The organism is Pseudomonas sp. BCA17 (genome assembly GCF_004519405.1).
Taxonomy (GTDB): domain Bacteria; phylum Pseudomonadota; class Gammaproteobacteria; order Pseudomonadales; family Pseudomonadaceae; genus Aquipseudomonas.
On the sequence record NZ_SGWI01000007.1, the window covers coordinates 235,519 to 254,214 of the forward strand.

The 18,696-nt window shown below is 60.9% G+C and carries 20 protein-coding genes; 11 read left to right on the plus strand and 9 right to left on the minus strand.

Annotated elements, in window-relative coordinates; genetic code table 11:
* Positions 1-67: 67 nt before the first annotated feature.
* From EXW71_RS23790 to EXW71_RS23800, 3 genes are read right to left on the minus strand one after another with little or no spacing between them, the layout of a single operon-like run.
* On the minus strand, positions 68-340 hold the full coding sequence (locus EXW71_RS23790; protein WP_123716287.1) for an oxidative damage protection protein: 273 nt from the start codon (positions 338-340) through the stop codon (positions 68-70).
* Positions 337-1,404 (minus strand): A/G-specific adenine glycosylase, encoded by a 1,068-nt coding sequence (gene mutY / locus EXW71_RS23795; RefSeq protein ID WP_134660407.1) that lies wholly within the window; start codon positions 1,402-1,404, stop codon positions 337-339. Before mutY ends, EXW71_RS23790 begins: the two co-directional genes overlap by 4 nt.
* Entirely contained in the window at positions 1,401-3,617 is a 2,217-nt protein-coding gene (locus tag EXW71_RS23800; protein ID WP_134660408.1) for an AsmA family protein, read from the minus strand. Before EXW71_RS23800 ends, mutY begins: the two co-directional genes overlap by 4 nt.
* Positions 3,618-3,945: 328 nt before the next feature.
* Between EXW71_RS23800 and EXW71_RS23805 the strand changes: the two genes are divergently transcribed.
* The 7 genes from EXW71_RS23805 (at position 3,946) to EXW71_RS23835 (ending at position 9,785) form a co-directional block, all read left to right on the plus strand.
* Complete coding sequence (locus EXW71_RS23805; RefSeq protein ID WP_134660409.1) at positions 3,946-5,607, plus strand: OFA family MFS transporter; 1,662 nt, start codon at positions 3,946-3,948, stop codon at positions 5,605-5,607.
* Between the two features lie 169 nt (positions 5,608-5,776).
* Positions 5,777-6,370 carry an imidazoleglycerol-phosphate dehydratase HisB gene (gene hisB, locus EXW71_RS23810; RefSeq protein ID WP_017849940.1) on the plus strand — a complete coding sequence of 198 codons (594 nt, stop codon included), beginning with the start codon at positions 5,777-5,779 and terminating at the stop codon, positions 6,368-6,370.
* Positions 6,370-7,008: an imidazole glycerol phosphate synthase subunit HisH gene (gene hisH, locus EXW71_RS23815; protein ID WP_134660410.1), complete on the plus strand. Its 639-nt coding sequence runs from the start codon at positions 6,370-6,372 to the stop codon at positions 7,006-7,008. Before hisB ends, hisH begins: the two co-directional genes overlap by 1 nt.
* A complete protein-coding gene (locus EXW71_RS23820; protein ID WP_134660411.1) occupies positions 7,009-7,269 on the plus strand; it encodes a DUF2164 domain-containing protein in 261 nt (86 codons plus the stop codon).
* Between the two features lie 90 nt (positions 7,270-7,359).
* A complete protein-coding gene (gene hisA, locus EXW71_RS23825) occupies positions 7,360-8,109 on the plus strand; it encodes a 1-(5-phosphoribosyl)-5-[(5-phosphoribosylamino)methylideneamino]imidazole-4-carboxamide isomerase (protein ID WP_123716281.1) in 750 nt (249 codons plus the stop codon).
* 83 nt (positions 8,110-8,192) lie between these two features.
* The gene (gene hisF, locus EXW71_RS23830; RefSeq protein ID WP_123716280.1) at positions 8,193-8,963 is read left to right on the plus strand and encodes an imidazole glycerol phosphate synthase subunit HisF; all 771 of its coding nucleotides are present in this window, start codon (positions 8,193-8,195) and stop codon (positions 8,961-8,963) included.
* Positions 8,964-9,029: 66 nt separating this feature from the next.
* Positions 9,030-9,785, plus strand: a complete 756-nt coding sequence (locus EXW71_RS23835) for an ABC transporter substrate-binding protein (protein ID WP_123716279.1) — start codon at positions 9,030-9,032, stop codon at positions 9,783-9,785.
* Here EXW71_RS23835 and EXW71_RS23840 read toward each other — a convergent pair.
* The 5 genes from EXW71_RS23840 to gpmI all read right to left on the minus strand — a co-directional run bounded on the left by EXW71_RS23840 (position 9,738) and on the right by gpmI (position 16,290).
* Positions 9,738-11,072 carry a Vps62-related protein gene (locus tag EXW71_RS23840; protein ID WP_134660412.1) on the minus strand — a complete coding sequence of 445 codons (1,335 nt, stop codon included), beginning with the start codon at positions 11,070-11,072 and terminating at the stop codon, positions 9,738-9,740. The two genes, EXW71_RS23835 and EXW71_RS23840, sit on opposite strands and share 48 nt — an antisense overlap.
* Before the next feature lie 64 nt (positions 11,073-11,136).
* Complete coding sequence (locus tag EXW71_RS23845) at positions 11,137-11,922, minus strand: divergent polysaccharide deacetylase family protein (protein ID WP_123716277.1); 786 nt, start codon at positions 11,920-11,922, stop codon at positions 11,137-11,139.
* Between the two features lies 1 nt (position 11,923).
* Positions 11,924-13,240, minus strand: a complete 1,317-nt coding sequence (locus EXW71_RS23850) for a S41 family peptidase (protein WP_123716276.1) — start codon at positions 13,238-13,240, stop codon at positions 11,924-11,926.
* A gap of 30 nt (positions 13,241-13,270) precedes the next feature.
* Positions 13,271-14,566: a murein hydrolase activator EnvC gene (locus tag EXW71_RS23855; protein WP_123716275.1), complete on the minus strand. Its 1,296-nt coding sequence runs from the start codon at positions 14,564-14,566 to the stop codon at positions 13,271-13,273.
* 197 nt (positions 14,567-14,763) lie between these two features.
* Entirely contained in the window at positions 14,764-16,290 is a 1,527-nt protein-coding gene (gpmI, locus tag EXW71_RS23860) for a 2,3-bisphosphoglycerate-independent phosphoglycerate mutase (RefSeq protein WP_134660413.1), read from the minus strand.
* A gap of 151 nt (positions 16,291-16,441) precedes the next feature.
* On the opposite strand from gpmI, the gene EXW71_RS23865 reads away from it, so the two are divergent.
* From EXW71_RS23865 to secB, 3 genes are read left to right on the plus strand one after another with little or no spacing between them, the layout of a single operon-like run.
* On the plus strand, positions 16,442-16,855 hold the full coding sequence (locus EXW71_RS23865; protein ID WP_123716273.1) for a rhodanese-like domain-containing protein: 414 nt from the start codon (positions 16,442-16,444) through the stop codon (positions 16,853-16,855).
* A 1-nt stretch (position 16,856) separates the two neighbouring features.
* On the plus strand, positions 16,857-17,108 hold the full coding sequence (gene grxC, locus EXW71_RS23870) for a glutaredoxin 3 (protein ID WP_134660414.1): 252 nt from the start codon (positions 16,857-16,859) through the stop codon (positions 17,106-17,108).
* Positions 17,109-17,150: 42 nt separating this feature from the next.
* On the plus strand, positions 17,151-17,630 hold the full coding sequence (gene secB / locus EXW71_RS23875) for a protein-export chaperone SecB (protein WP_123716271.1): 480 nt from the start codon (positions 17,151-17,153) through the stop codon (positions 17,628-17,630).
* Positions 17,631-17,744: 114 nt separating this feature from the next.
* Here the strand turns inward: secB and EXW71_RS23880 are convergent, their stop codons facing one another.
* Positions 17,745-18,200: a tRNA (cytidine(34)-2'-O)-methyltransferase gene (locus tag EXW71_RS23880; protein ID WP_034095446.1), complete on the minus strand. Its 456-nt coding sequence runs from the start codon at positions 18,198-18,200 to the stop codon at positions 17,745-17,747.
* Between EXW71_RS23880 and EXW71_RS23885 the strand changes: the two genes are divergently transcribed.
* On the plus strand, positions 18,199-18,639 hold the full coding sequence (locus EXW71_RS23885; protein WP_123716270.1) for a hypothetical protein: 441 nt from the start codon (positions 18,199-18,201) through the stop codon (positions 18,637-18,639). The two genes, EXW71_RS23880 and EXW71_RS23885, sit on opposite strands and share 2 nt — an antisense overlap.
* Positions 18,640-18,696: the final 57 nt, after the last annotated feature.

The following is an 18,696-nucleotide window of genomic DNA, read 5'->3' on the forward strand; positions in this document are numbered from 1 at the left end:
CAAGCAAGTTTTCAAAAAATATTTAATTATTACCGTCGCTTACGTTCCGACCCCGATTTTTGATCAGTTATTGAGCAGGTGGCACGTAGCCGTCGGCCTTGGCGTAATCTTCGCCGGAAAAGAACTTGTCCATTTCGCCCTGCAAGTATTTGCGGTCTTCGGCGTTCATCATGTTCAGACGTTTTTCGTTGATCAGCAGGGTCTGGTGTTTCTGCCAGTCGGCCCATGCCTGGGCGGAGACGTGATCGAACACATCCTGGCCCTTGGCGCCCGGATAGGGAGGGCGCTCCAGGCCCGGCAGTTCTTCTTTGTACTTGCGGCACATTACGGTGCGGGTCATGACAACTCTCCTGCGTTCAATGCATCGGCCGCGCGCTTCAGCAGTTTTTTTACCGGGGCGGCAAGGCCCAGGCGCGGCGGGGTGGCGAGGTTATACCAGAGCCAGTCGGCCTCGGCCACGTGATGGGCGGTTTCCTCAACCTGCACCAGCCAGGGTTGGATGGCCAGCTGGAAGTGGCTGAAAGTGTGGATCAGTTCCGGCAGTGCCTGTTGCTTGCCCAGTGCGAGTGCGTGCTGGTTGGCGAGGTGGTCCAGGTCTTCCAGGTCATCCAGCTCGGGCAGGCTCCACAAACCGCCCCACAGGCCCGTGGAAGGGCGACGATAAAGCAGGATCGCGCCTTCAGCGTTGGCCAGCAGCGGCATCAGCGTGCGCTTTTGCGGGATGGTCTTGCGCGGCTTGGGCACCGGGTAACGCGTCTCCAGGCCGAGCAGGTGGGCTTCGCAGCCTTTTTTCAGCGGGCACAGCAGGCAGCTGGGTTTGCTGCGGGTGCAGAGCGTGGCGCCCATGTCCATCATTGCCTGGGTGTAGGCGTTGACCCGGTCATGGGGTGTAAAGCGCTCTGCGGTCGCCCACAGTTGCCTGGCGACCTTGGGTTCGCCTGGGTAGCCCTCCTGCGCGGTAAAACGCGCGAGCACGCGTTTGACGTTGCCGTCGAGGATCGGCGCACGCAGGCCCATGCTCAGGCTGGCGATCGCGCCGGCGGTGGACAGGCCGATACCGGGCAGCTCGGTGAGTTTTTCGACGTCACGGGGAAATTCGCCGCCGTATTCGGCGACGACAATCCTGGCGGTTTTCTGCAGGTTGCGGGCGCGGGTGTAGTAACCCAGGCCTGTCCACAGGTGCAGCACTTCGTCTTCCGGCGCGGCGGCCAGGGCCTCGACCGTTGGCAGCGAGGCCATGAAGCGATCGAAGTAGTTCAGCACCGTACTGACCTGGGTCTGCTGCAGCATGATCTCCGAGACCCATACCCGGTACGGCGTGATGCCCTGTTGCCAGGGCAGGTCATGGCGACCGTGGCGGTCGTACCAATCGAGCACCGCCTGTGAAAATTGCTCGTCTCTCATCGCTTGAACAGGCCTTTCAGGGCGTCTTTCAGTTGTGGGTTGACCTTGTCGAGCTTCTCTTCAAGCTTGTCGCTGAGCTTGTTGCCGGCCGCCTTGATCGCCACCTGGGTCAAGCCATCCTTGTCCAGTCGGCACGCCTTGGCGCCCAGCTCCAGCGGACCACGGCAGCGTAGCGGTACTTCGATGCCCTGGAAGTTGCTGCCGACCTGGCAGGCCGGGTCCGGAACGTCGCGCTTGTCGCCTTCGACGATGATGCCGACGCGGTAGTCCATGCCCAGTACGCGCAGGTCGACGTCGCCATTACCATTGACCGTCAGCCCCGGGATGCGCACTTTCAGGTCCGGGTTGCTGGCCACGCCGTTATGGAAGGTCAGGTTGCCGCGCAGTTCCTGGAATGGCGTGTCCTTGCCCTGTGGCGTGCTGCTCAAGGTCTTGCGGTTGAGCAGGGCAATGCCGGTGCACAGTTGCTGTTCAAGGTTGGCATTGAGCAGCACGCCGTTATTGATCACGAAGCTGGCAGTGCCGTTGAGGCTGTCGATCAGCGCTTTTTGGCTGTTACCGCGGCCTGTGAGGTTGCTGTCCAGGGTGACCTGGCCTTTGACCGGAGGGTTTTGCCCCTGGGCCTGCAGGATGCGTTCAACCGGCACTTGCCTGATATGGGTTTGCACCGCCACGACCGGGATGTCCTGGCGCACATCAAGCGTACCGTTGGCTTGGAATGTACCGTTGTAGAGACCGCCGCTCAGGCTGTCGAGCTTGAGCTGGCCGTCGAGGCCGGACGCTTTCAGCGCAGCATTCTGGATCGGCAGCTTGCTCAGGGTCAGTTGGCCGAAGGCCAGGTCGGCGTCCACGTCCAGGGTGCGCAGGCGGATCAGCGGCAGCAGCTTGTCGGTGCTCCAGGCGCCTTTGGTCGGGGCGTCCGGCAGCGGAGTGGTGCCGCCGGCAGCCATGGCGCCCATTTCGCTGTTCTGGACTTCGGCCTGGCGTGCGGCGGCTGCACCTTTGGCGGATTCGGATTTGGCCGGTAAGTAGTTGTCGGCGTTGAAGGTGTCGCCCTTGAGCTGAACGCGCAGGGATTGTTTGGCGAAGTCATCCACGGCGACGCGACCGGTGAAGGTGCTGCCATCAAGCTTCAGGTTCAGGTCTTCCAGGGCCACGCTGGTGGGCGTGCCTTTGAGGCGGCTGACCAGTTCGACCTTGCTCAGGCTGCCCTCGGCCATGGCTGGCAACGGGTGGCCGATGCTTTCGAGGAACTTGGCCAGGTCAAATTGGGCGACGGACAGGGCGCCATTGAGTTGCGGGGTTTTGTTCAGGTCGTTGACCTTCAGTTCACCCAACGCCCGCAACTGGTTGGCGGACAGCTTCAGGTTGGTCCATTCGGCGATATTGGCGGCGAGGTCCACCAGTACCTGGCCCTGGGTGGAGAAGGTCACGGTCTTGCCTTGCAGCGGCTCGCCGGTGGCTTCGCCGCTCAAGCGCATGTCTTCGAACTGATAGCGTTTGAGGGCGTTCTGGATGCGCAGGTTGCCGTTGAGCTCGGTCTTGACGCGCATCAGGGGTTGGTTGGTGCCCAGGAAGGCGGTGAGTTTCAGCGGGATGCTGGCGCCTTCGTGCACGGCACCGGCACTCAGTTGGATGCTCTCGGCGCTGAACTGCTTGCCGGTCTGCTCGTCGTTGTATTCAACGCGGGCGTTGTTGATGGTCAGGCTGTCGATATCCAGGCGGATCGGCTTTGACGGTTTCTCAGGTTCCGGTTGGGCAGGCTTTTCCACAGGCACGGCGGCTGGAGCTTCGGTGCCTGCCACCGGTACGTTCTTGCCGATGTCTTCCCAGTCACCATGGCCTTGCTTGTCGCGGTTCAGGCGAAGGTTGAGGCCCTCCACGCGCACGTCGCTCATCTGCACTTCGCGGCGCAGCAGCGGCAACACGCGTACCGACAGGCCGAGCATCTGCAGGTCGGCGAACGGTTTGGTCGGATTGGTCAGGGTGGCGACGCTGGCTTCGTGCAGTTCCAGGCCCAGCCAGGGGAACAGGCTCCAGCCGATGTCGCCATTGAGCGTCAGCTCGATGTGGGCCTTGTCGCGGGCAATCTGGCGAATCTCGTCTTTGTAGTCGTTGGGATCGAAGAGGTGGGTCAAGGCGAAGCCGAGGGCCACAATGATCAGCAACAGCCCGAGAAGTACCAGACCCAGGATTTTGCCGAACGCTTTCATGGGCGAGTCCTTGTATGTCGAATTCAAAAATTTAGCCGGAGAGTATAACGCCCGCAGGCCCCCGTCAGTTCACGGATGGTTACATTGTATCGAGCCCGTGTGAAACGGGATTTTGGCGCCAAAAAATACAGTTATCGCAAAAAAGGTGATGTCATTTTGGTTTTTCTGTCATTCGCAGGTGCTAATCTGCGCGGGTTCGTCTGCCTTCTGCGACACAGCGTCGCGCCCATAGGAGCTTCTACTCAACAAAAAACGGCCATCGCTTTGCGTGTAAGGCTGAGTGAGAGAGCGCCCGACGATCAAAAATCAATAACTGGGGGAAACATCAATGAGCACTAGCACTGCGGCGGGTAGTACTGCCGCGCAGCCTGCGTTCCTGTCCAAGGAACGCATCATCGCCAAGCCCGGGTTCAACCGCTGGCTGGTTCCGCCGGCCGCTCTGGCCATCCACTTGTGCATCGGCATGGCCTACGGTTTCTCCGTGTTCTGGCTGCCACTGTCCAAGGCGCTGGGGATCACTGCGCCCGTCGCTTGCGCGCCGGACATGAGCTTTATCGCCCAGGTCTTCTCGTCTCAATGCGACTGGCCCATCTCCATGCTGGGCTGGATCTACACCCTGTTCTTCATCTTCCTGGGCTGCTCGGCAGCGATCTGGGGTGGTTGGCTGGAACACGCCGGGCCACGTAAAGCGGGCGTTGTATCGGCGTTGTGCTGGTGCGGCGGGCTGTTGATCTCGGCGTTGGGTATCTACACCCACCAGATCTGGCTGATGTGGATCGGCTCCGGGGTCATTGGCGGTATCGGCCTGGGCCTGGGCTATATCTCGCCCGTATCGACCCTGATCAAGTGGTTCCCGGACAAACGCGGCATGGCGACCGGCATGGCAATCATGGGCTTCGGCGGCGGTGCGATGGTCGGTGCACCTCTGGCTGCGGCGCTGATGGGCCACTTCGCTTCGCCGACCAGCGTAGGCGTATGGCAGAGCTTCCTGGTGATGGCTGCGATTTACTTCGTGTTCATGATCGGTGGCGCCTTGTCGTACCGCGTCCCGCCGACCGGCTGGAAGCCCGAGGGCTGGACCGCTCCGGCGAAAAAAGCCAGCAACGCGATGATCACCCACCGCCACGTCCATGTGAACGTGGCCTGGAAAACCCCGCAGTTCCGTCTGGTATGGCTGGTGCTGTGCCTGAACGTTTCCGCCGGTATCGGCATCCTCGGCATGGCTTCTCCGCTGTTGCAGGAAGTGTTTGGCGGCAAGTTGCTGGGCGTTGACGTGCCGTTCGGTCAGCTGGATGCGGGTCAGTTGGCTTCCATTGCAGCGATCGCCGCCGGATTCACGGGTTTGTTGAGCCTGTTCAACATTGGTGGCCGGTTCTTCTGGGCGTCGTTCTCCGACTACCTGGGCCGTAAAAATACCTACTTCGTGTTCTTCGCCCTGGGCTTTGCCCTGTATGCGTTGATTCCGAACCTGGGGCATCTGGGTAACGTGGCACTGTTCGTGGCGGCGTTCTGCATCATCCTTTCAATGTACGGCGGTGGTTTTGCGACGGTTCCGGCTTACCTGGCCGACCTGTTCGGCACTCAGATGGTCGGTGCGATCCACGGTCGCCTGCTGACCGCGTGGGCTGCGGCGGGCGTGTTGGGTCCGGTGCTGGTGAACTACCTGCGTGAGTACCAGTTGAGCATCGGTGTCGAGCGAGCCGCTGCCTACGACATCACCCTGTACATCCTTGCCGGCCTGTTGGTTCTGGGCTTCATCTGCAACATGCTGGTACGCCCGGTGGCCGACAAGTACTTCATGACCGATGCCGAACTGGCCGCCGAACAGGCGCTGGGCCATGACAAAGGTGCAGATGCCTCCACTTCCCTGGAGTGGAAAGCCGCGTCCGGCAGCGTGCCGTTAGCCATCGCCGCATGGCTGGTGGTGGGCATTCCGTTGGCGTGGGGTGTGTGGGTGACCCTGCAGAAGACGGCGGTACTGTTCCGTTGAGTTGAATGCAGGCAGGCGCACCATCTTGGAGCGCCTGCTTGTATGCACATGTCTATCCTCGCCATACCTCGCTTCAACTCGTCAGTCTTATCCCCTCCGATGTTTCTGTTTGGCGCCCGCGCCCCTATAATGGCTGCCTTTTTCGCCCAATGATTTTGCGGAGCTGGTGATGGCCGAACGTAAGGCGTCCGTCGAGCGCGACACTCTGGAAACCCAGATCAAAGCCTCGATCAACCTGGATGGCACCGGAAAGGCCCGATTTGATATCGGTGTACCTTTTCTTGAGCACATGCTGGACCAGATCGCCCGTCACGGGCTGATCGACCTGGATATCGTCAGCAAGGGCGACCTGCATATCGACGACCACCACACAGTGGAAGATGTGGGCATCACCCTGGGCCAGGCGTTTGCCAAGGCCATCGGCGACAAAAAAGGCATCCGTCGCTACGGCCACGCCTATGTCCCGCTGGATGAAGCGCTGTCGCGCGTAGTCATCGACTTCTCCGGCCGCCCAGGCCTGCAGATGCACGTGCCCTACACCCGCGCCACCGTGGGCGGCTTTGACGTCGACCTGTTCCAGGAATTCTTCCAGGGCTTCGTCAACCACGCACTCGTCAGCCTGCACATCGACAACCTGCGCGGCACCAACACCCACCACCAGATCGAAACCGTGTTCAAGGCTTTTGGCCGCGCGCTGCGCATGGCCGTGGAGCTGGATGAGCGCATGGCCGGGCAAATGCCCTCGACCAAGGGCGTCCTGTAATGCAGACGGTCGCGGTTATCGATTACGGCATGGGTAACCTGCATTCGGTGGCCAAGGCCCTCGAACACGTGGGTGCCGGCAAGGTGCTGATCACCAGCGATGCCGACGTGATTCGCGAAGCCGACCGGGTGGTGTTTCCTGGTGTAGGCGCGATTCGCGATTGCATGGCCGAGATCCGCCGCCTGGGCTTTGACAGCCTGGTGCGCGAAGTCAGCCAGGACCGCCCGTTCCTCGGCATCTGCGTGGGCATGCAAGCCTTGCTCGACCGCAGTGAAGAGAACGACGGCGTCGACTGCATCGGCCTGTTCCCGGGTCAGGTGAAGTTCTTCGGCAAGGACCTGCACGAAGACGGCGAACACCTGAAAGTCCCGCACATGGGTTGGAATGAAGTCAGCCAGACCGTGGATCACCCGCTGTGGCATGACATCCCGGACCTGGCGCGTTTCTACTTCGTGCACAGCTACTACATTGCCGCCGGTAAACCCGGCCAGGTGGTGGGTGGCGGGCATTACGGCGTCGACTTCGCCGCCGCGCTGGCCGAGGGTTCGCGCTTTGCCGTGCAGTTCCACCCGGAGAAGAGCCATACCCATGGCCTGCAATTGCTGCAGAACTTCGCCGTTTGGGATGGCCGCTGGTAAATGGCCAGGAAGCCGAAACCGCCGATCTTGAACCTCACGCCCGAACAGGAGCGTGAGGCAAACCACAAGATCAAGGTCTTCATGGAAGACCGCTTCGAGCTCAAGCTGGGCTCGTTTGAGGTGGCCGAGATTCTTGAGCTGTTCACCACTGAAGTAGCGCCGCACTATTACAACCGGGCGATTTTCGACACGCAGACGCTCCTTAAAGAAAGGTTCGAAAGCATCGAAAGCGACCTGTGGTCGCTTGAAAAGAGCAGCTGAAAGCGTCAAGCCCCAAGCTGCAAGAATTGATACGCGTGCTTGCTTGCAGCTTACAGCTTGCAGCTTGCAGCTCTTTGACGAAGGAAAAGCATGCTAATTATCCCCGCTATCGATCTCAAGGACGGCGCCTGCGTACGTCTGCGCCAAGGCCGCATGGAAGATTCCACCGTGTTCTCCGATGACCCGGTGAGCATGGCCGCCAAATGGGTGGAAGGAGGTTGCCGTCGCCTGCATCTGGTGGACCTGAACGGCGCCTTCGAAGGCCAGCCGGTCAACGGCGAGGTGGTGACTGCAATTGCCAAGCGCTACCCGAACCTGCCGATCCAGATCGGCGGTGGCATCCGCTCCCTGGAAACCATCGAGCACTACGTCAAGGCTGGCGTGAGCTATGTGATCATCGGCACCAAGGCTGTGAAAGACCCGGCTTTCGTGGCCGAAGCCTGCCGCGCGTTTCCAGGCAAAGTGATCGTGGGCCTGGACGCCAAGGACGGTTTCGTCGCCACCGACGGCTGGGCTGAGATCAGCACCGTGCAGGTGATCGACCTGGCCAAGCAGTTCGAAGCCGACGGCGTGTCCGCCATTGTGTACACCGACATCGCCAAAGACGGCATGATGCAGGGCTGCAACGTGCCGTTCACCGCTGCGTTGGCCGCGGCCACGAAGATTCCGGTCATCGCATCCGGCGGCATTCACAACCTGGGCGACATCAAGTCGCTGCTGGACGCCAAGGCGCCTGGCATCATCGGCGCCATTACCGGCCGCGCGATCTATGAGGGCACGCTGGACGTGGCTGAAGCTCAAGCTTTTTGTGATGGCTACGCGGCCAGCTCCAAGTCGTAAGCTGCAAGCTGCAAGTAAAAGCAGATTGGCTTCTACTTGCAGCTTGTAGCTCAAAGCTTGCAACTCTTATCGGAGATAAGCCTATGGCTTTAGCCAGACGCATCATCCCTTGCCTGGACGTCGACAACGGCCGTGTGGTCAAGGGCGTCAAGTTCGAGAACATCCGTGATGCCGGCGACCCGGTGGAAATCGCCCGTCGCTACGATGAGCAAGGCGCCGACGAGATTACCTTTCTCGACATCACCGCCAGCGTCGACGGCCGCGACACCACGTTGCATACCGTGGAGCGCATGGCCAGCCAGGTATTCATCCCGCTGACCGTGGGCGGTGGCGTACGCACCGTGCAAGACATCCGCAACCTGCTCAACGCGGGTGCGGACAAGGTGTCTATCAACACCGCTGCCGTGTTCAACCCGGAGTTCGTCGGCGAAGCGGCGCAACACTTCGGTTCGCAGTGCATTGTCGTCGCCATTGACGCCAAGAAGGTTTCCGGCCCGGGCGAAACCCCGCGTTGGGAGATCTTCACCCACGGCGGCCGCAAGCCCACCGGCCTGGACGCGGTGGAGTGGGCGATGAAGATGGAAGGCCTGGGTGCCGGTGAAATCCTGCTGACCAGCATGGACCAGGACGGCATGAAAAATGGCTTCGACCTGGGTGTTACCCGTGCGATCAGTGATGCGCTGGGCATTCCGGTGATCGCCTCCGGCGGTGTCGGCAACCTGCAGCACCTGGCCGACGGCGTGCTCGAAGGCCACGCCAGCGCGGTACTGGCGGCGAGTATTTTCCACTTTGGTGAATACACTGTTCCCGAAGCCAAGGCGTACATGGCGGCGCGCGGTATCGTCGTTCGCTAAACGCCGCTGGACACCCTGGCAGGCGCGGGGCACTCTCTGCGCTTGCCACGGATTCCGGTAACCTTCATGTTCAAACATCTGCTGCTCGCCCTCGCCGGCTTGTCCGTCCTGCTGGCCGGCTCGGCGAATGCCGAGGCGCCGGCCGACGCCTCCCTGGTGCTGCTGACGGAAAACTTCCCGCCCTACAACATGGCGAAAAACGGCAAGAACTTCGCCAGGGACGAGAACATCGAAGGCATCGCCGTGGACATTGTGCGCGAGACTTTCAAGCGTGCCGGCATTTCCTACAATCTCACCCTGCGTTTCCCATGGGAGCGGATCTACAAACTCGCCCTGGAGAAACCCGGCTACGGCGTATTCGTGATGGCGCGTCTACCGGACCGTGAAGGCCTGTTCAAATGGGTCGGCCCCATCGGCCCGGACGACTGGGTGATGTTGGCCAAGGCTGACAGCAAGATCCAACTGCCTGACCTGGAGCATGCTCGCCATTACAAGATTGGCGCTTATAAGGGCGATGCGATTGCCGAGACCCTGGAAAAACAGGGGCTCAAGCCGTCAGTCGTACTGCGCGACCAGGACAACGCGCAAAAGCTGCTGGAGGGCCAGATCGACCTGTGGGCCACCGGCGATCCCGCCGGGCGCTACCTGGCGCGCCAGGTCGGTGTGACCGGACTCAAGACCGTGCTGCGCTTCAACAGCGCGCAACTGTACCTGGCGCTGAACAAGGATGTGCCGGATGAGGTGGTGACCAGGCTCCAGGCAGCATTGGATCAGTTACGGGGCGAGGGTTTCATTGACGAGGTCATGGCCCGCTACCTCTAGCACCGGTTCTACTTGTGCGGCGGCATTCTCAAGCTCCACCGCGGTCACGGGCTTGTCCTCGGCTGACGCATTTTCCGGGAGGCCGGCGGATATCGCCTGATCTTCGGGAAATTCACTCATGTAAATGTGATCGCCGTTGATGTAGTTGACGGTGGCGGCCACCTGGCTTCCGTCCTGGCGCAGCAGGCGGTATTCACTTCGGACCAGGTAAGCCGCGACGGCTTTTTGGGCTGGAATGTAGGTGATGATTTCCAGTGGCGATGAATAATTCCAGCCTTTGGCCGAACGCTGGGTATGAGTGAACGCCGGCTCCAGGTTTGCCGAGAAGCTCAACTCGAAAGGGCGAAGGCTCGCCGACCAATGCCGCCACATCGAAACGCGGGAGATTGCCGACAGCGCGAGTGAATAATCGCCGATCTCACCTTTGCTCGCTGTCCACATGAACGGCTGGCTGGTGGCGCTGGTGTTGTGCCCGAAACCCGCCAATTGGTGGTGGTCAGTGCGTTCCAGTCGGTAGGTCGGCGACGATAGCAGTTGCTCGCTTGCACTCAGCTCCGGGTCTTTCACGCAGAACCAGGGCAGTTCACATTCCTGGGGGGCCGGCGGTGTCTCTTCTGCGGTGGGCGGCTCGTAACCGGTAAGTGCGGGCGGGGTTAATGGCTCGCCCAGTTGCGCCGTTAAATTCAGGCGCAAGGCATAGGTCGGCAGATCAGGCTTGGCATAGCGTGCATTGCCGACAAAGGTGCCGGGCGCCAGGTAGATTTCTCCGGGCTCTGCGTCCGGAGGCGTGATCGACCAGGCGCTGAAATCCTTGGATGCGCCACTGCCGTAGTCATTCCAGATCAAATCGCCGGGTTTTGCATGGATGACTAAATCGGCGCGCACGCAGCGCACGGCATTGCGTGAAGGTTTCTCATAGCCGACGCCGCAGACCAGGCCCATGGCGACGTAACCTTCAGGTGCCAGCGGCCGCCATAGAGAAAAGTCGGTGCGTGCGCCTGAGTTCGTGTCTTTCCAGACCAATTGATAATTTTCCGGCGAGCGCAATGCAGTGCCGTCAACTTTGTTGGCGTCACTGACTACGGCCACGATCTTGCGCTGGTTGATATTGCGATAGCTGTCGGTGGCGATGTCACCCACGGGGAAAAACTGGCCCAGGGTGTCGGCAGAGGTGCTGGGGCGCCACATGCTGACCGCTTTGTGAGCGCCGGACCCCAGGTCATTCCATAGCGGCAGGAATTCGCTGGTGAAGCTGATGAGCAGGTCCTTGAATTGTAAATGTGGCATTCGAAAGCTCTCCTATGAGTGGGAGGCGTCACTATCGAAAAATGCCGGGTTGGCCGGGCAGTACTTATCTACGCGCGGGTAAATAAGCGCCGTTTTTTCCGTGGCCGGCCATCGCTTGATTGCTGCGCACGCTGATCATCAACTTGATATCGATCCACTCCACACCCTGGGCCTTGAGCTTGGGCAGTTCCCGCTCCAGTACTGCCAGGGTTTGCGGGTAGGGGTGGCCGATCATCACCACTGAACCCTGCTTGTGGGCCAGCTTGATCGCGGTTTGCAGTTGCGTGGTGATTGCGGCTTCGGTGCGCTCGTCATCGAGAAACACGTCTCGCGAGACACTGGCCAGGCCGATCTTCTGTGCCTCGGCGGCGGCGACGGTTTGCGCACTGGTGCGGCTGTCGACAAAGAACTTGTTGCGCCGTTGCAGTTCGGCCATCAACCAGGCCATTGCGGCCGGCTGCGCGGTCATGCGGCTACCCATGTGGTTGTTGATACCGGCGGTGTAAGGCACTGCCTGGAAGGCTGCGTCCAGGCGTTTGCCCAGTTCTTCGATGGGCAGGTCGGGGTGCCAGGCAAACGGGCCGGTGGCCGGGTCCATGGGCATATGCAGGATCACGATCTTGCCGGCCTTGTGGGCTTCGCGGGCGAATTCGGCGGCGTGGGGCGTGTCGGGCATGATCGCCGTGGTCACAGGTCCCGGCAGGGCCAGCACGCGACGATCCCGGGGCAGGTTTTGCCCCAGGTCGTCAATGATCAAGGTCAGGTAGGCTTTGTGTGGCTCGCCCGCAGGTGTCGCGTGGGCGACGCCTGCCAGGCTGCACAGTACAGCGATGATCAGAGCAAAACGCATATCAACGGCTGCGGGTGATGCTCAAGCCCTTGAGCAGGCTCAGCGCCTGGGCGAGTTGATAGTCGTCGTCCTGCGGCATCGGCTTGGCCTTCGCGCCACTGCCGGTAGGCTGGTCTGCGCCGCCGTTGCCATTGCCCAGGTGACCTTGCAGGTCGGCTTCCTTGTAGAACTCGCTGTCGGTCTCGTTCGTGATCTTGGCCCGACGCACCTCGATGTCCGGGACGATGCCCTGGGCCTGGATCGAGCGACCATTGGGCGTGTAGTACAGCGCCGTGGTGATCTTCAGTGCACGCTCGTTGTTCAGCGGCAATACGGTTTGCACCGAGCCTTTGCCGAAACTGGTGGTGCCCATCAGCACGCCGCGCTTCTGGTCCTGCAGGGCGCCGGCGACGATTTCCGAGGCCGAGGCGCTGCCGCCGTTGATCAACACCGCCAGCGGCACGCCCTCGCTCAGGTCATTGCCGGTGGCCGAGAAGCGCAGCTCGGAGTTGGCGATACGGCCTTTGGTGTAAACGATCAGACCCTTGGTGATGAAGTGGTCGACCACTTCCACTGCCGCCTGCAGCACGCCGCCCGGGTTGTTGCGCAGGTCGAGCACGATGCCGTTGAGCTTCTTGCCGTTGTCTTTGCGCAGCTTGGCCAGGGCCTTGGCTACTTCGTCGCCGGTCTTGACCTGGAACTGGGTGATACGGATGTAACCGTAGCCCGACTCCAGCAACTGGCTCTTCACGCTCTTGACCGTGATCGTCGCGCGGGCCAGGGTCACATCGAACGGAGCACCGCCGTCGCGTACCAGGGTCAGGGTGATTTTCTGGCCGAGCTTGCCGCGCATCTTATCGACGGCTTCGGTCATGGTCTGGCCACGGGTCGGCTGGCCATTGATCTTCACGATCAGGTCGCCGGCCTGGATCCCGGCCTTGGACGCCGGAGTATCGTCGATCGGCGACACCACTTTGATCTGGCCGTCTTCGGCACCCACTTCGATGCCCAGGCCGCCGAATTCGCCGCTGGTGCTTTCCTGCAGCTCAGCGAAATCTTCGGGGCCGAGGTAGGCGGAGTGCGGGTCGAGGTTGCTGAGCATGCCCTTGATGGCATTCTCCAGCAGGGTCTTGTCGTCTACGGGCTCGACATAGGCTGCCTTGATCCGGTCCATGACCTCTGCAAACGTACGCAGCTCGTCCAGCGGCAGCGGCGCCTTGGTGGTCGCAGCCGTGGCGGCAGGTGCAGCCGGTGCGGCCTGGTCGGCAAAAGCCAGAGGCGCGCCGATCACCAGGGCGATCGTCAGGGCCAGCGAAGTGAGGCGGGACAAATGCAGCATGTCGAACGAACTCCTAATGTAGATGCGGCCCTATCCTTGGGAACGGCACCATTGTGCAGGATCGCTTGGGCGGCCCTGCTGACGAATAGCGAAGTACAGCGCCGGGGTGTCCTGGCCACCACTGTTACCGACAGTGGAGATGGATTCACCGGCTTTTACAACATCACCTGCCGACTTGAGTAAAGTCTGATTGTGGCCATAAAGGCTCAAATAGCCATTACCGTGGTCAAGAATCACCAGCAAACCGGCACCGCGCAGCCAATCGGCGAACACCACGCGGCCACCGTGGACGGCGTGCACCTGGCTGCCGGCAGAGGCGCTGATCATCACGCCATCCCACTTGGCGCGGGTGTCATCGCCACGGGTTTCCCCAAAGCGTGCCAACAATCGACCATCAACAGGCCATGGAAGTTTGCCGCGGGCTGAAGCAAAAGGGCCGCCGAACGATTCGCCCGCGCTGGACACCAGTGGGCCAGGTGCTGAATGCGCGGGTTTGCGGGGCGCCGGTGCGTCCGTCGTGGCAGCCAGTTCGGCCTCACGCTGGCGCTTTTTTTCCGCTTCCTGCTGGGCGATCAGCGCTTTTTGCCGCGCCTCTTCTGCCTCGCGTGCCTGGCGTGCCAGGGTTTCTTCGATGGTTTTGAGCACTTTGGCCAGGTCGGCCTGGTCTTGCTCGCGTGCCTGGAGCTTGGCGTCGCGGGCTTTGACATCGTCATTGAGCTTGGCCAGGGCCAGTTGGCGCTCCTTGCGGACCTTGTCCAACTGGTCGCGCTGGGTGTCGAGGGCGCTTTTCTGGTCGAGCAACTGTGACTGTTGGTCGGCGATTTCCTGTTCCACATTGGCCAATTGGCGCAGGGTTTCGTTAAAACCCTTCAATTGTTCCAGGCGTGCCTTGCTCAGGTAGTCGTAATAGGTGAGGGTGCGCGCGAATTTCTCGGGGTTCTGCTGGTTGAGCAGCAGCTTGAGATACTCCTGGCGGCCGCTCTGGTAGGCGGCGCGGGCCTGGATCGCGATCAGGCGCTGTTGCTCAACCCGGGCGCTCTGGAGTTTTTTTTTCTCAGCGTCGAGTCGCTCCAGTTCCGACTCGCTCTTCTTTAGTTCTTTTTGCAGCTCCTGGACCTGCTTCTCCAGCTTGCCCATCTCGGTTTCCGTACCGCGCAGGTCTTTCTGCACGCCGGATTTTTCTTCCTGGAGCTTGCCGAGCAGTTTTTTCAGCTCGGCAATGTCCTGACGCGTAGCGTCCAACTGTTGTTGGGTTTGTGCGCGCTCATCGGCAAACGCCGGTTGGAGCAGGCAGACAAGAGCAAGGGTAATCAAGGCGCGAAGCATAGAGGCGGGCGACACCAGGGAAATGGACGGCCTAGTATGCCCGCCAAGCGCTGCAAAAAAAACGCCCAATTCGGGCTGGAAGGCAAGATAGGTGCCGAGTGGCGGGCATATGGCAAAAAGACATCTATAAAAACGCCGCAAACCAGTGTGGGAGCGAGTAAGCCCGCTCCCACACTGGTTTTGTGATGACGCCTAGATCAGACCAGAATTGACGTCCCGGTCATCTCTTTAGGCTTCTCCAGCCCCATCAGCTTGAGCATGGTCGGTGCCACGTCCGCCAGCACGCCGCCTTCGCGTACTTTCAGGTCGCGCTTGCCGACATAGATGAACGGTACCGGTTCGGTGGTGTGTGCCGTGTGGGCCTGGCCGGTCGATTCGTCGGACATCTGCTCGCAGTTGCCATGGTCGGCAGTAATCAGCGCTTCACCACCGACTTTTTCCAGGGCGTCGACGATACGGCCGACACAGGTGTCCAGGCATTCAACGGCTTTGATCGCTGCTTCCAGGTTGCCGCTGTGGCCAACCATGTCGCCGTTGGCGTAGTTGACCACGATCACGTCATAACGCTGGTGGTCGATGGCATCAACGATCTTGTCGGTCACTTCCGGCGCGCTCATTTGCGGCTGCAGGTCGTAGGTGGCGACTTTCGGTGACGGGATCAGGATGCGTTCTTCGCCTGGGAACGGCTCTTCGCGGCCACCGGAGAAGAAGAAGGTCACGTGGGCATATTTCTCGGTTTCGGCGATGCGCAGCTGGGTCTTGCCGTTTTTCGCGAGATAGTCGCCCAGCACGTTTTCCAGGCTGCCCGGCGCAAATGCCGAGGGGGCCGGGATATTGGCGGCGTATTGGGTCAGCATCACGAACTCGACGTTGGGCTGGCGCGAGCGCTCGAAGTCCTTGAAACCTTTGTCGACGAACACGTGGCTCAGCTCGCGGGCACGGTCGGCCCGGAAGTTCATGAACACCACGGCATCGCCGTCTTCCACTTTCACCGGCTCACCGATGGTGGTGGCTTTGACGAACTCATCGCTCTCGCCACGCTCGTATGCAGCTTGCAGACCTTCCTGTGCGGTGGCTGCGTTGAATTCGGCCTGGCCATTGACGATCAGGTTGTAAGCCTGGGACACGCGGTCCCAACGGTTGTCGCGGTCCATGGCGAAGTAACGGCCCACCAGGCTGGCGATGCGGCCCTTGCCAAGGGCGGCGAAGGTGGCGTCCAGCAGTTCGATGGACGATTGCGCGCTTTTCGGCGGGGTGTCGCGGCCGTCGAGGAAGGCATGCAGGTAAATCTTGTCGGCGCCGCGCTTGAAGGCCAGTTCGGCCATGGCGACCAGGTGATCCTGGTGGCTGTGAACGCCACCGTCGGAGAGCAGGCCCATGAAGTGCACGGCCTTGCCGGCCGCGACTGCTTTATCCACCGCCGCGCAGATGGTCGGGTTCTCGAAGAACTCGCCATCGCGGATCGCTTTGGTCACACGTGTGAAGTCTTGGTATACCACTCGTCCGGCGCCGAGGTTCATGTGGCCGACTTCCGAGTTGCCCATCTGACCGTCCGGCAGGCCCACGTCCATGCCGGAGCCGGAGATCAGGCCATTGGGCACAGTAGCGGTCAGGCGGTCCAGCACGGGCTTGTTGGCCGAATACACGGCGTTGTCGTGGTGGCTTTCGCTGTGTCCGAAGCCATCGAGAATTATCAGGACCAAAGGTTTAGGCGTAGTAGTCATAGATCCTCTCGTGGCGCTAATAAAGGAAGACAATTGAAAAGGGAGTGGCAGTTTAAAGCGAAGTTCCCACCACGTCACCGCTTTACGGGGGTTGGCCCCCCCTGGCGGCTGTGTATACTTACCGCCATTTTAACGCCCTGGAACCTCCTTGATGGTTGATCACCTGATTGCATTTGCCACTGCCCACTACCTGCTCGCGGGTGCCTTTGTCATCCTGCTGGCGCTGCTGATCGCTCATGAAATGAGCCGCGGTGGCCGCAGCCTGAGCACGTCGGAGCTGACCGCGCTGGTCAACAAGGATGAAGCCGTTGTCGTGGATATTCGCCCGGCCAAGGATTTTGCCGGCGGCCACATCGTTGGCGCCCTGAACATTCCGCAGGACAAGCTGATCGCACGCCTGGCCGAGTTGGAAAAATACAAAGCCAAGACCATCATTCTGGTCGACGCCCAAGGCCAGCACGCCGGCACCCACGCCCGCGAAATGCTCAAGGCCGGTTTCACCGCCGCCAAACTGTCCGGCGGTATCGGCAGCTGGAAGGCCGATAACCTGCCGCTGGTGAAGTGATATGAGCCAGGTTGTCGTGTATTCCAGCGATTGGTGCCCTTACTGCATGCGGGCCAAGGCCCTGCTTGAGAAGAAGGGCGTTGCCTTCGAAGAGATCAAGGTCGACGGCAAACCTCAGGTGCGTGCCGAAATGGCCCAGAAAGCGGGGCGCACGTCCGTGCCGCAGATCTGGATCGGCGCCAGGCACATCGGTGGTTGCGATGACCTGTTCGCTCTGGAGCGCGCCGGTAAGCTCGATGCGCTGCTCGGCTGACTCCCAAACCCTAAAAGACCCCAAGATTAAGAAGGATCTGCGATGACTGACCAACAGAACACCGAAGCGGCAGAAGCCCAAGGCCCACAATTCTCGCTGCAGCGCATTTACGTGCGTGACCTGTCGTTCGAAGCGCCGAAAAGCCCGGCCATCTTCCGTCAGGAATGGACCCCAAGCGTTGCGCTGGACCTGAACACCCGCCAGAAAGCCCTGGAAGCCGACTTCCACGAAGTCGTGCTGACCCTGTCGGTAACCGTCAAGAACGGCGACGAAGTGGCCTTCATCGCTGAAGTGCAACAGGCCGGTATCTTCCTGATCCAGGGCCTGGACGAAGCGTCAATGAGCCACACCCTGGGTGCTTTCTGCCCGAACATTCTGTTCCCGTATGCCCGTGAGACCCTGGACAGCCTGGTTACCCGTGGCTCGTTCCCGGCGCTGATGCTGGCTCCGGTGAACTTCGATGCCCTGTACGCTCAAGAGCTGCAGCGCATGCAACAGGAAGGTTCGTCGACGGTTCAGTAATTTCGAACCCAAAGTGGGAGGGGGCTTGCTCCCGATAGCGGTGGACCAGTCACATAGGTGTCGACTGGCACTCCGTCATCGGGGGCAAGCCCCCTCCCACATTTGTTTTGTGTATTACTTGAAACCGAGTTGCCGCCAGCCTTCATAGACAGCCACGGCTACGGTATTCGACAGGTTCAGGCTGCGGCAGCCCTCACGCATCGGCAAGCGCAGACGATGGCCGTCGGGCAGGGCGTCGAGTACATCGGCCGGCAGGCCACGGCTTTCCGGGCCGAACAGGAAGGCGTCGCCTTCGGCAAAGCTGGCATCATGAAATGGCCGCGAGCCTTTGGTGGTGAACGCGAACAGGCGCGGGTGGCCCAGGCTTTCCAGGCAGCTGGCGAGGTCAGCATGACGCTTGAGGGTGGCGTACTCGTGGTAGTCCAACCCGGCGCGGCGCAGACGCTTGTCGTCCATGTCGAAGCCCAGTGGTTCGATCAAATGCAGGTGGCAGCCACTGTTGGCGCACAGCCTGATAACGTTGCCGGTATTCGGCGGAATTTCTGGTTGAAAAAGGATGACGTGAAACATGCACGGCTCCGAAGGCAAAGATGCGCTGCATTCTACCCCTGAAGACGACCCAAGGCCGAAGCTATTGCCGCGGGTCATGGGCTCTTTGGCGATTGTCGGACTGATGATTGGCTTGATGATCGGCCGCCTGACCACGTCCGATCCCGTCGAGTTGCAGCAGGTAGAGGCACAGGCGGACGGCTTGGTGGTGTGGTTCAACAGCGAACCCAAGTTGCACGGCGAGCATATCGACGGCACCGTGGCGTTGCTGTTCGACGCCCAGGGCAAGGCCGCCGCGGGGCAACTCAAGGTCAACGACAAGGATGTGAACTGGCGCGTGCGCAAGACCGATGGCGGCTTGCTGCTGAACCTGGTGGCCGCTCGGCCCTTACGCGGGGAGTGGAAAGGGGATGAGGCCGATGGCCGCTGGCGATTGGAGATCCATCTCCAGGAGCAATAAAAGAGGGAATCCCCGGCCTGCCTGTACCAAGGTCCCCAAAACGGGCGGCTGCTGCGG

Coding starts and splice junctions, on each gene's coding strand:
- EXW71_RS23790 (WP_123716287.1), bottom strand. CDS start 340: ATGACCCGCACCGTAATGTGCCGCAAGTACAAAGAAGAACTGCCGGGC.
- mutY (WP_134660407.1), bottom strand. CDS start 1,404: ATGAGAGACGAGCAATTTTCACAGGCGGTGCTCGATTGGTACGACCGC.
- EXW71_RS23800 (WP_134660408.1), bottom strand. CDS start 3,617: ATGAAAGCGTTCGGCAAAATCCTGGGTCTGGTACTTCTCGGGCTGTTG.
- EXW71_RS23805 (WP_134660409.1), top strand. CDS start 3,946: ATGAGCACTAGCACTGCGGCGGGTAGTACTGCCGCGCAGCCTGCGTTC.
- hisB (WP_017849940.1), top strand. CDS start 5,777: ATGGCCGAACGTAAGGCGTCCGTCGAGCGCGACACTCTGGAAACCCAG.
- hisH (WP_134660410.1), top strand. CDS start 6,370: ATGCAGACGGTCGCGGTTATCGATTACGGCATGGGTAACCTGCATTCG.
- EXW71_RS23820 (WP_134660411.1), top strand. CDS start 7,009: ATGGCCAGGAAGCCGAAACCGCCGATCTTGAACCTCACGCCCGAACAG.
- hisA (WP_123716281.1), top strand. CDS start 7,360: ATGCTAATTATCCCCGCTATCGATCTCAAGGACGGCGCCTGCGTACGT.
- hisF (WP_123716280.1), top strand. CDS start 8,193: ATGGCTTTAGCCAGACGCATCATCCCTTGCCTGGACGTCGACAACGGC.
- EXW71_RS23835 (WP_123716279.1), top strand. CDS start 9,030: ATGTTCAAACATCTGCTGCTCGCCCTCGCCGGCTTGTCCGTCCTGCTG.
- EXW71_RS23840 (WP_134660412.1), bottom strand. CDS start 11,072: ATGCCACATTTACAATTCAAGGACCTGCTCATCAGCTTCACCAGCGAA.
- EXW71_RS23845 (WP_123716277.1), bottom strand. CDS start 11,922: ATGCGTTTTGCTCTGATCATCGCTGTACTGTGCAGCCTGGCAGGCGTC.
- EXW71_RS23850 (WP_123716276.1), bottom strand. CDS start 13,240: ATGCTGCATTTGTCCCGCCTCACTTCGCTGGCCCTGACGATCGCCCTG.
- EXW71_RS23855 (WP_123716275.1), bottom strand. CDS start 14,566: ATGCTTCGCGCCTTGATTACCCTTGCTCTTGTCTGCCTGCTCCAACCG.
- gpmI (WP_134660413.1), bottom strand. CDS start 16,290: ATGACTACTACGCCTAAACCTTTGGTCCTGATAATTCTCGATGGCTTC.
- EXW71_RS23865 (WP_123716273.1), top strand. CDS start 16,442: ATGGTTGATCACCTGATTGCATTTGCCACTGCCCACTACCTGCTCGCG.
- grxC (WP_134660414.1), top strand. CDS start 16,857: ATGAGCCAGGTTGTCGTGTATTCCAGCGATTGGTGCCCTTACTGCATG.
- secB (WP_123716271.1), top strand. CDS start 17,151: ATGACTGACCAACAGAACACCGAAGCGGCAGAAGCCCAAGGCCCACAA.
- EXW71_RS23885 (WP_123716270.1), top strand. CDS start 18,199: ATGCACGGCTCCGAAGGCAAAGATGCGCTGCATTCTACCCCTGAAGAC.
- EXW71_RS23880 (WP_034095446.1), bottom strand. CDS start 18,200: ATGTTTCACGTCATCCTTTTTCAACCAGAAATTCCGCCGAATACCGGC.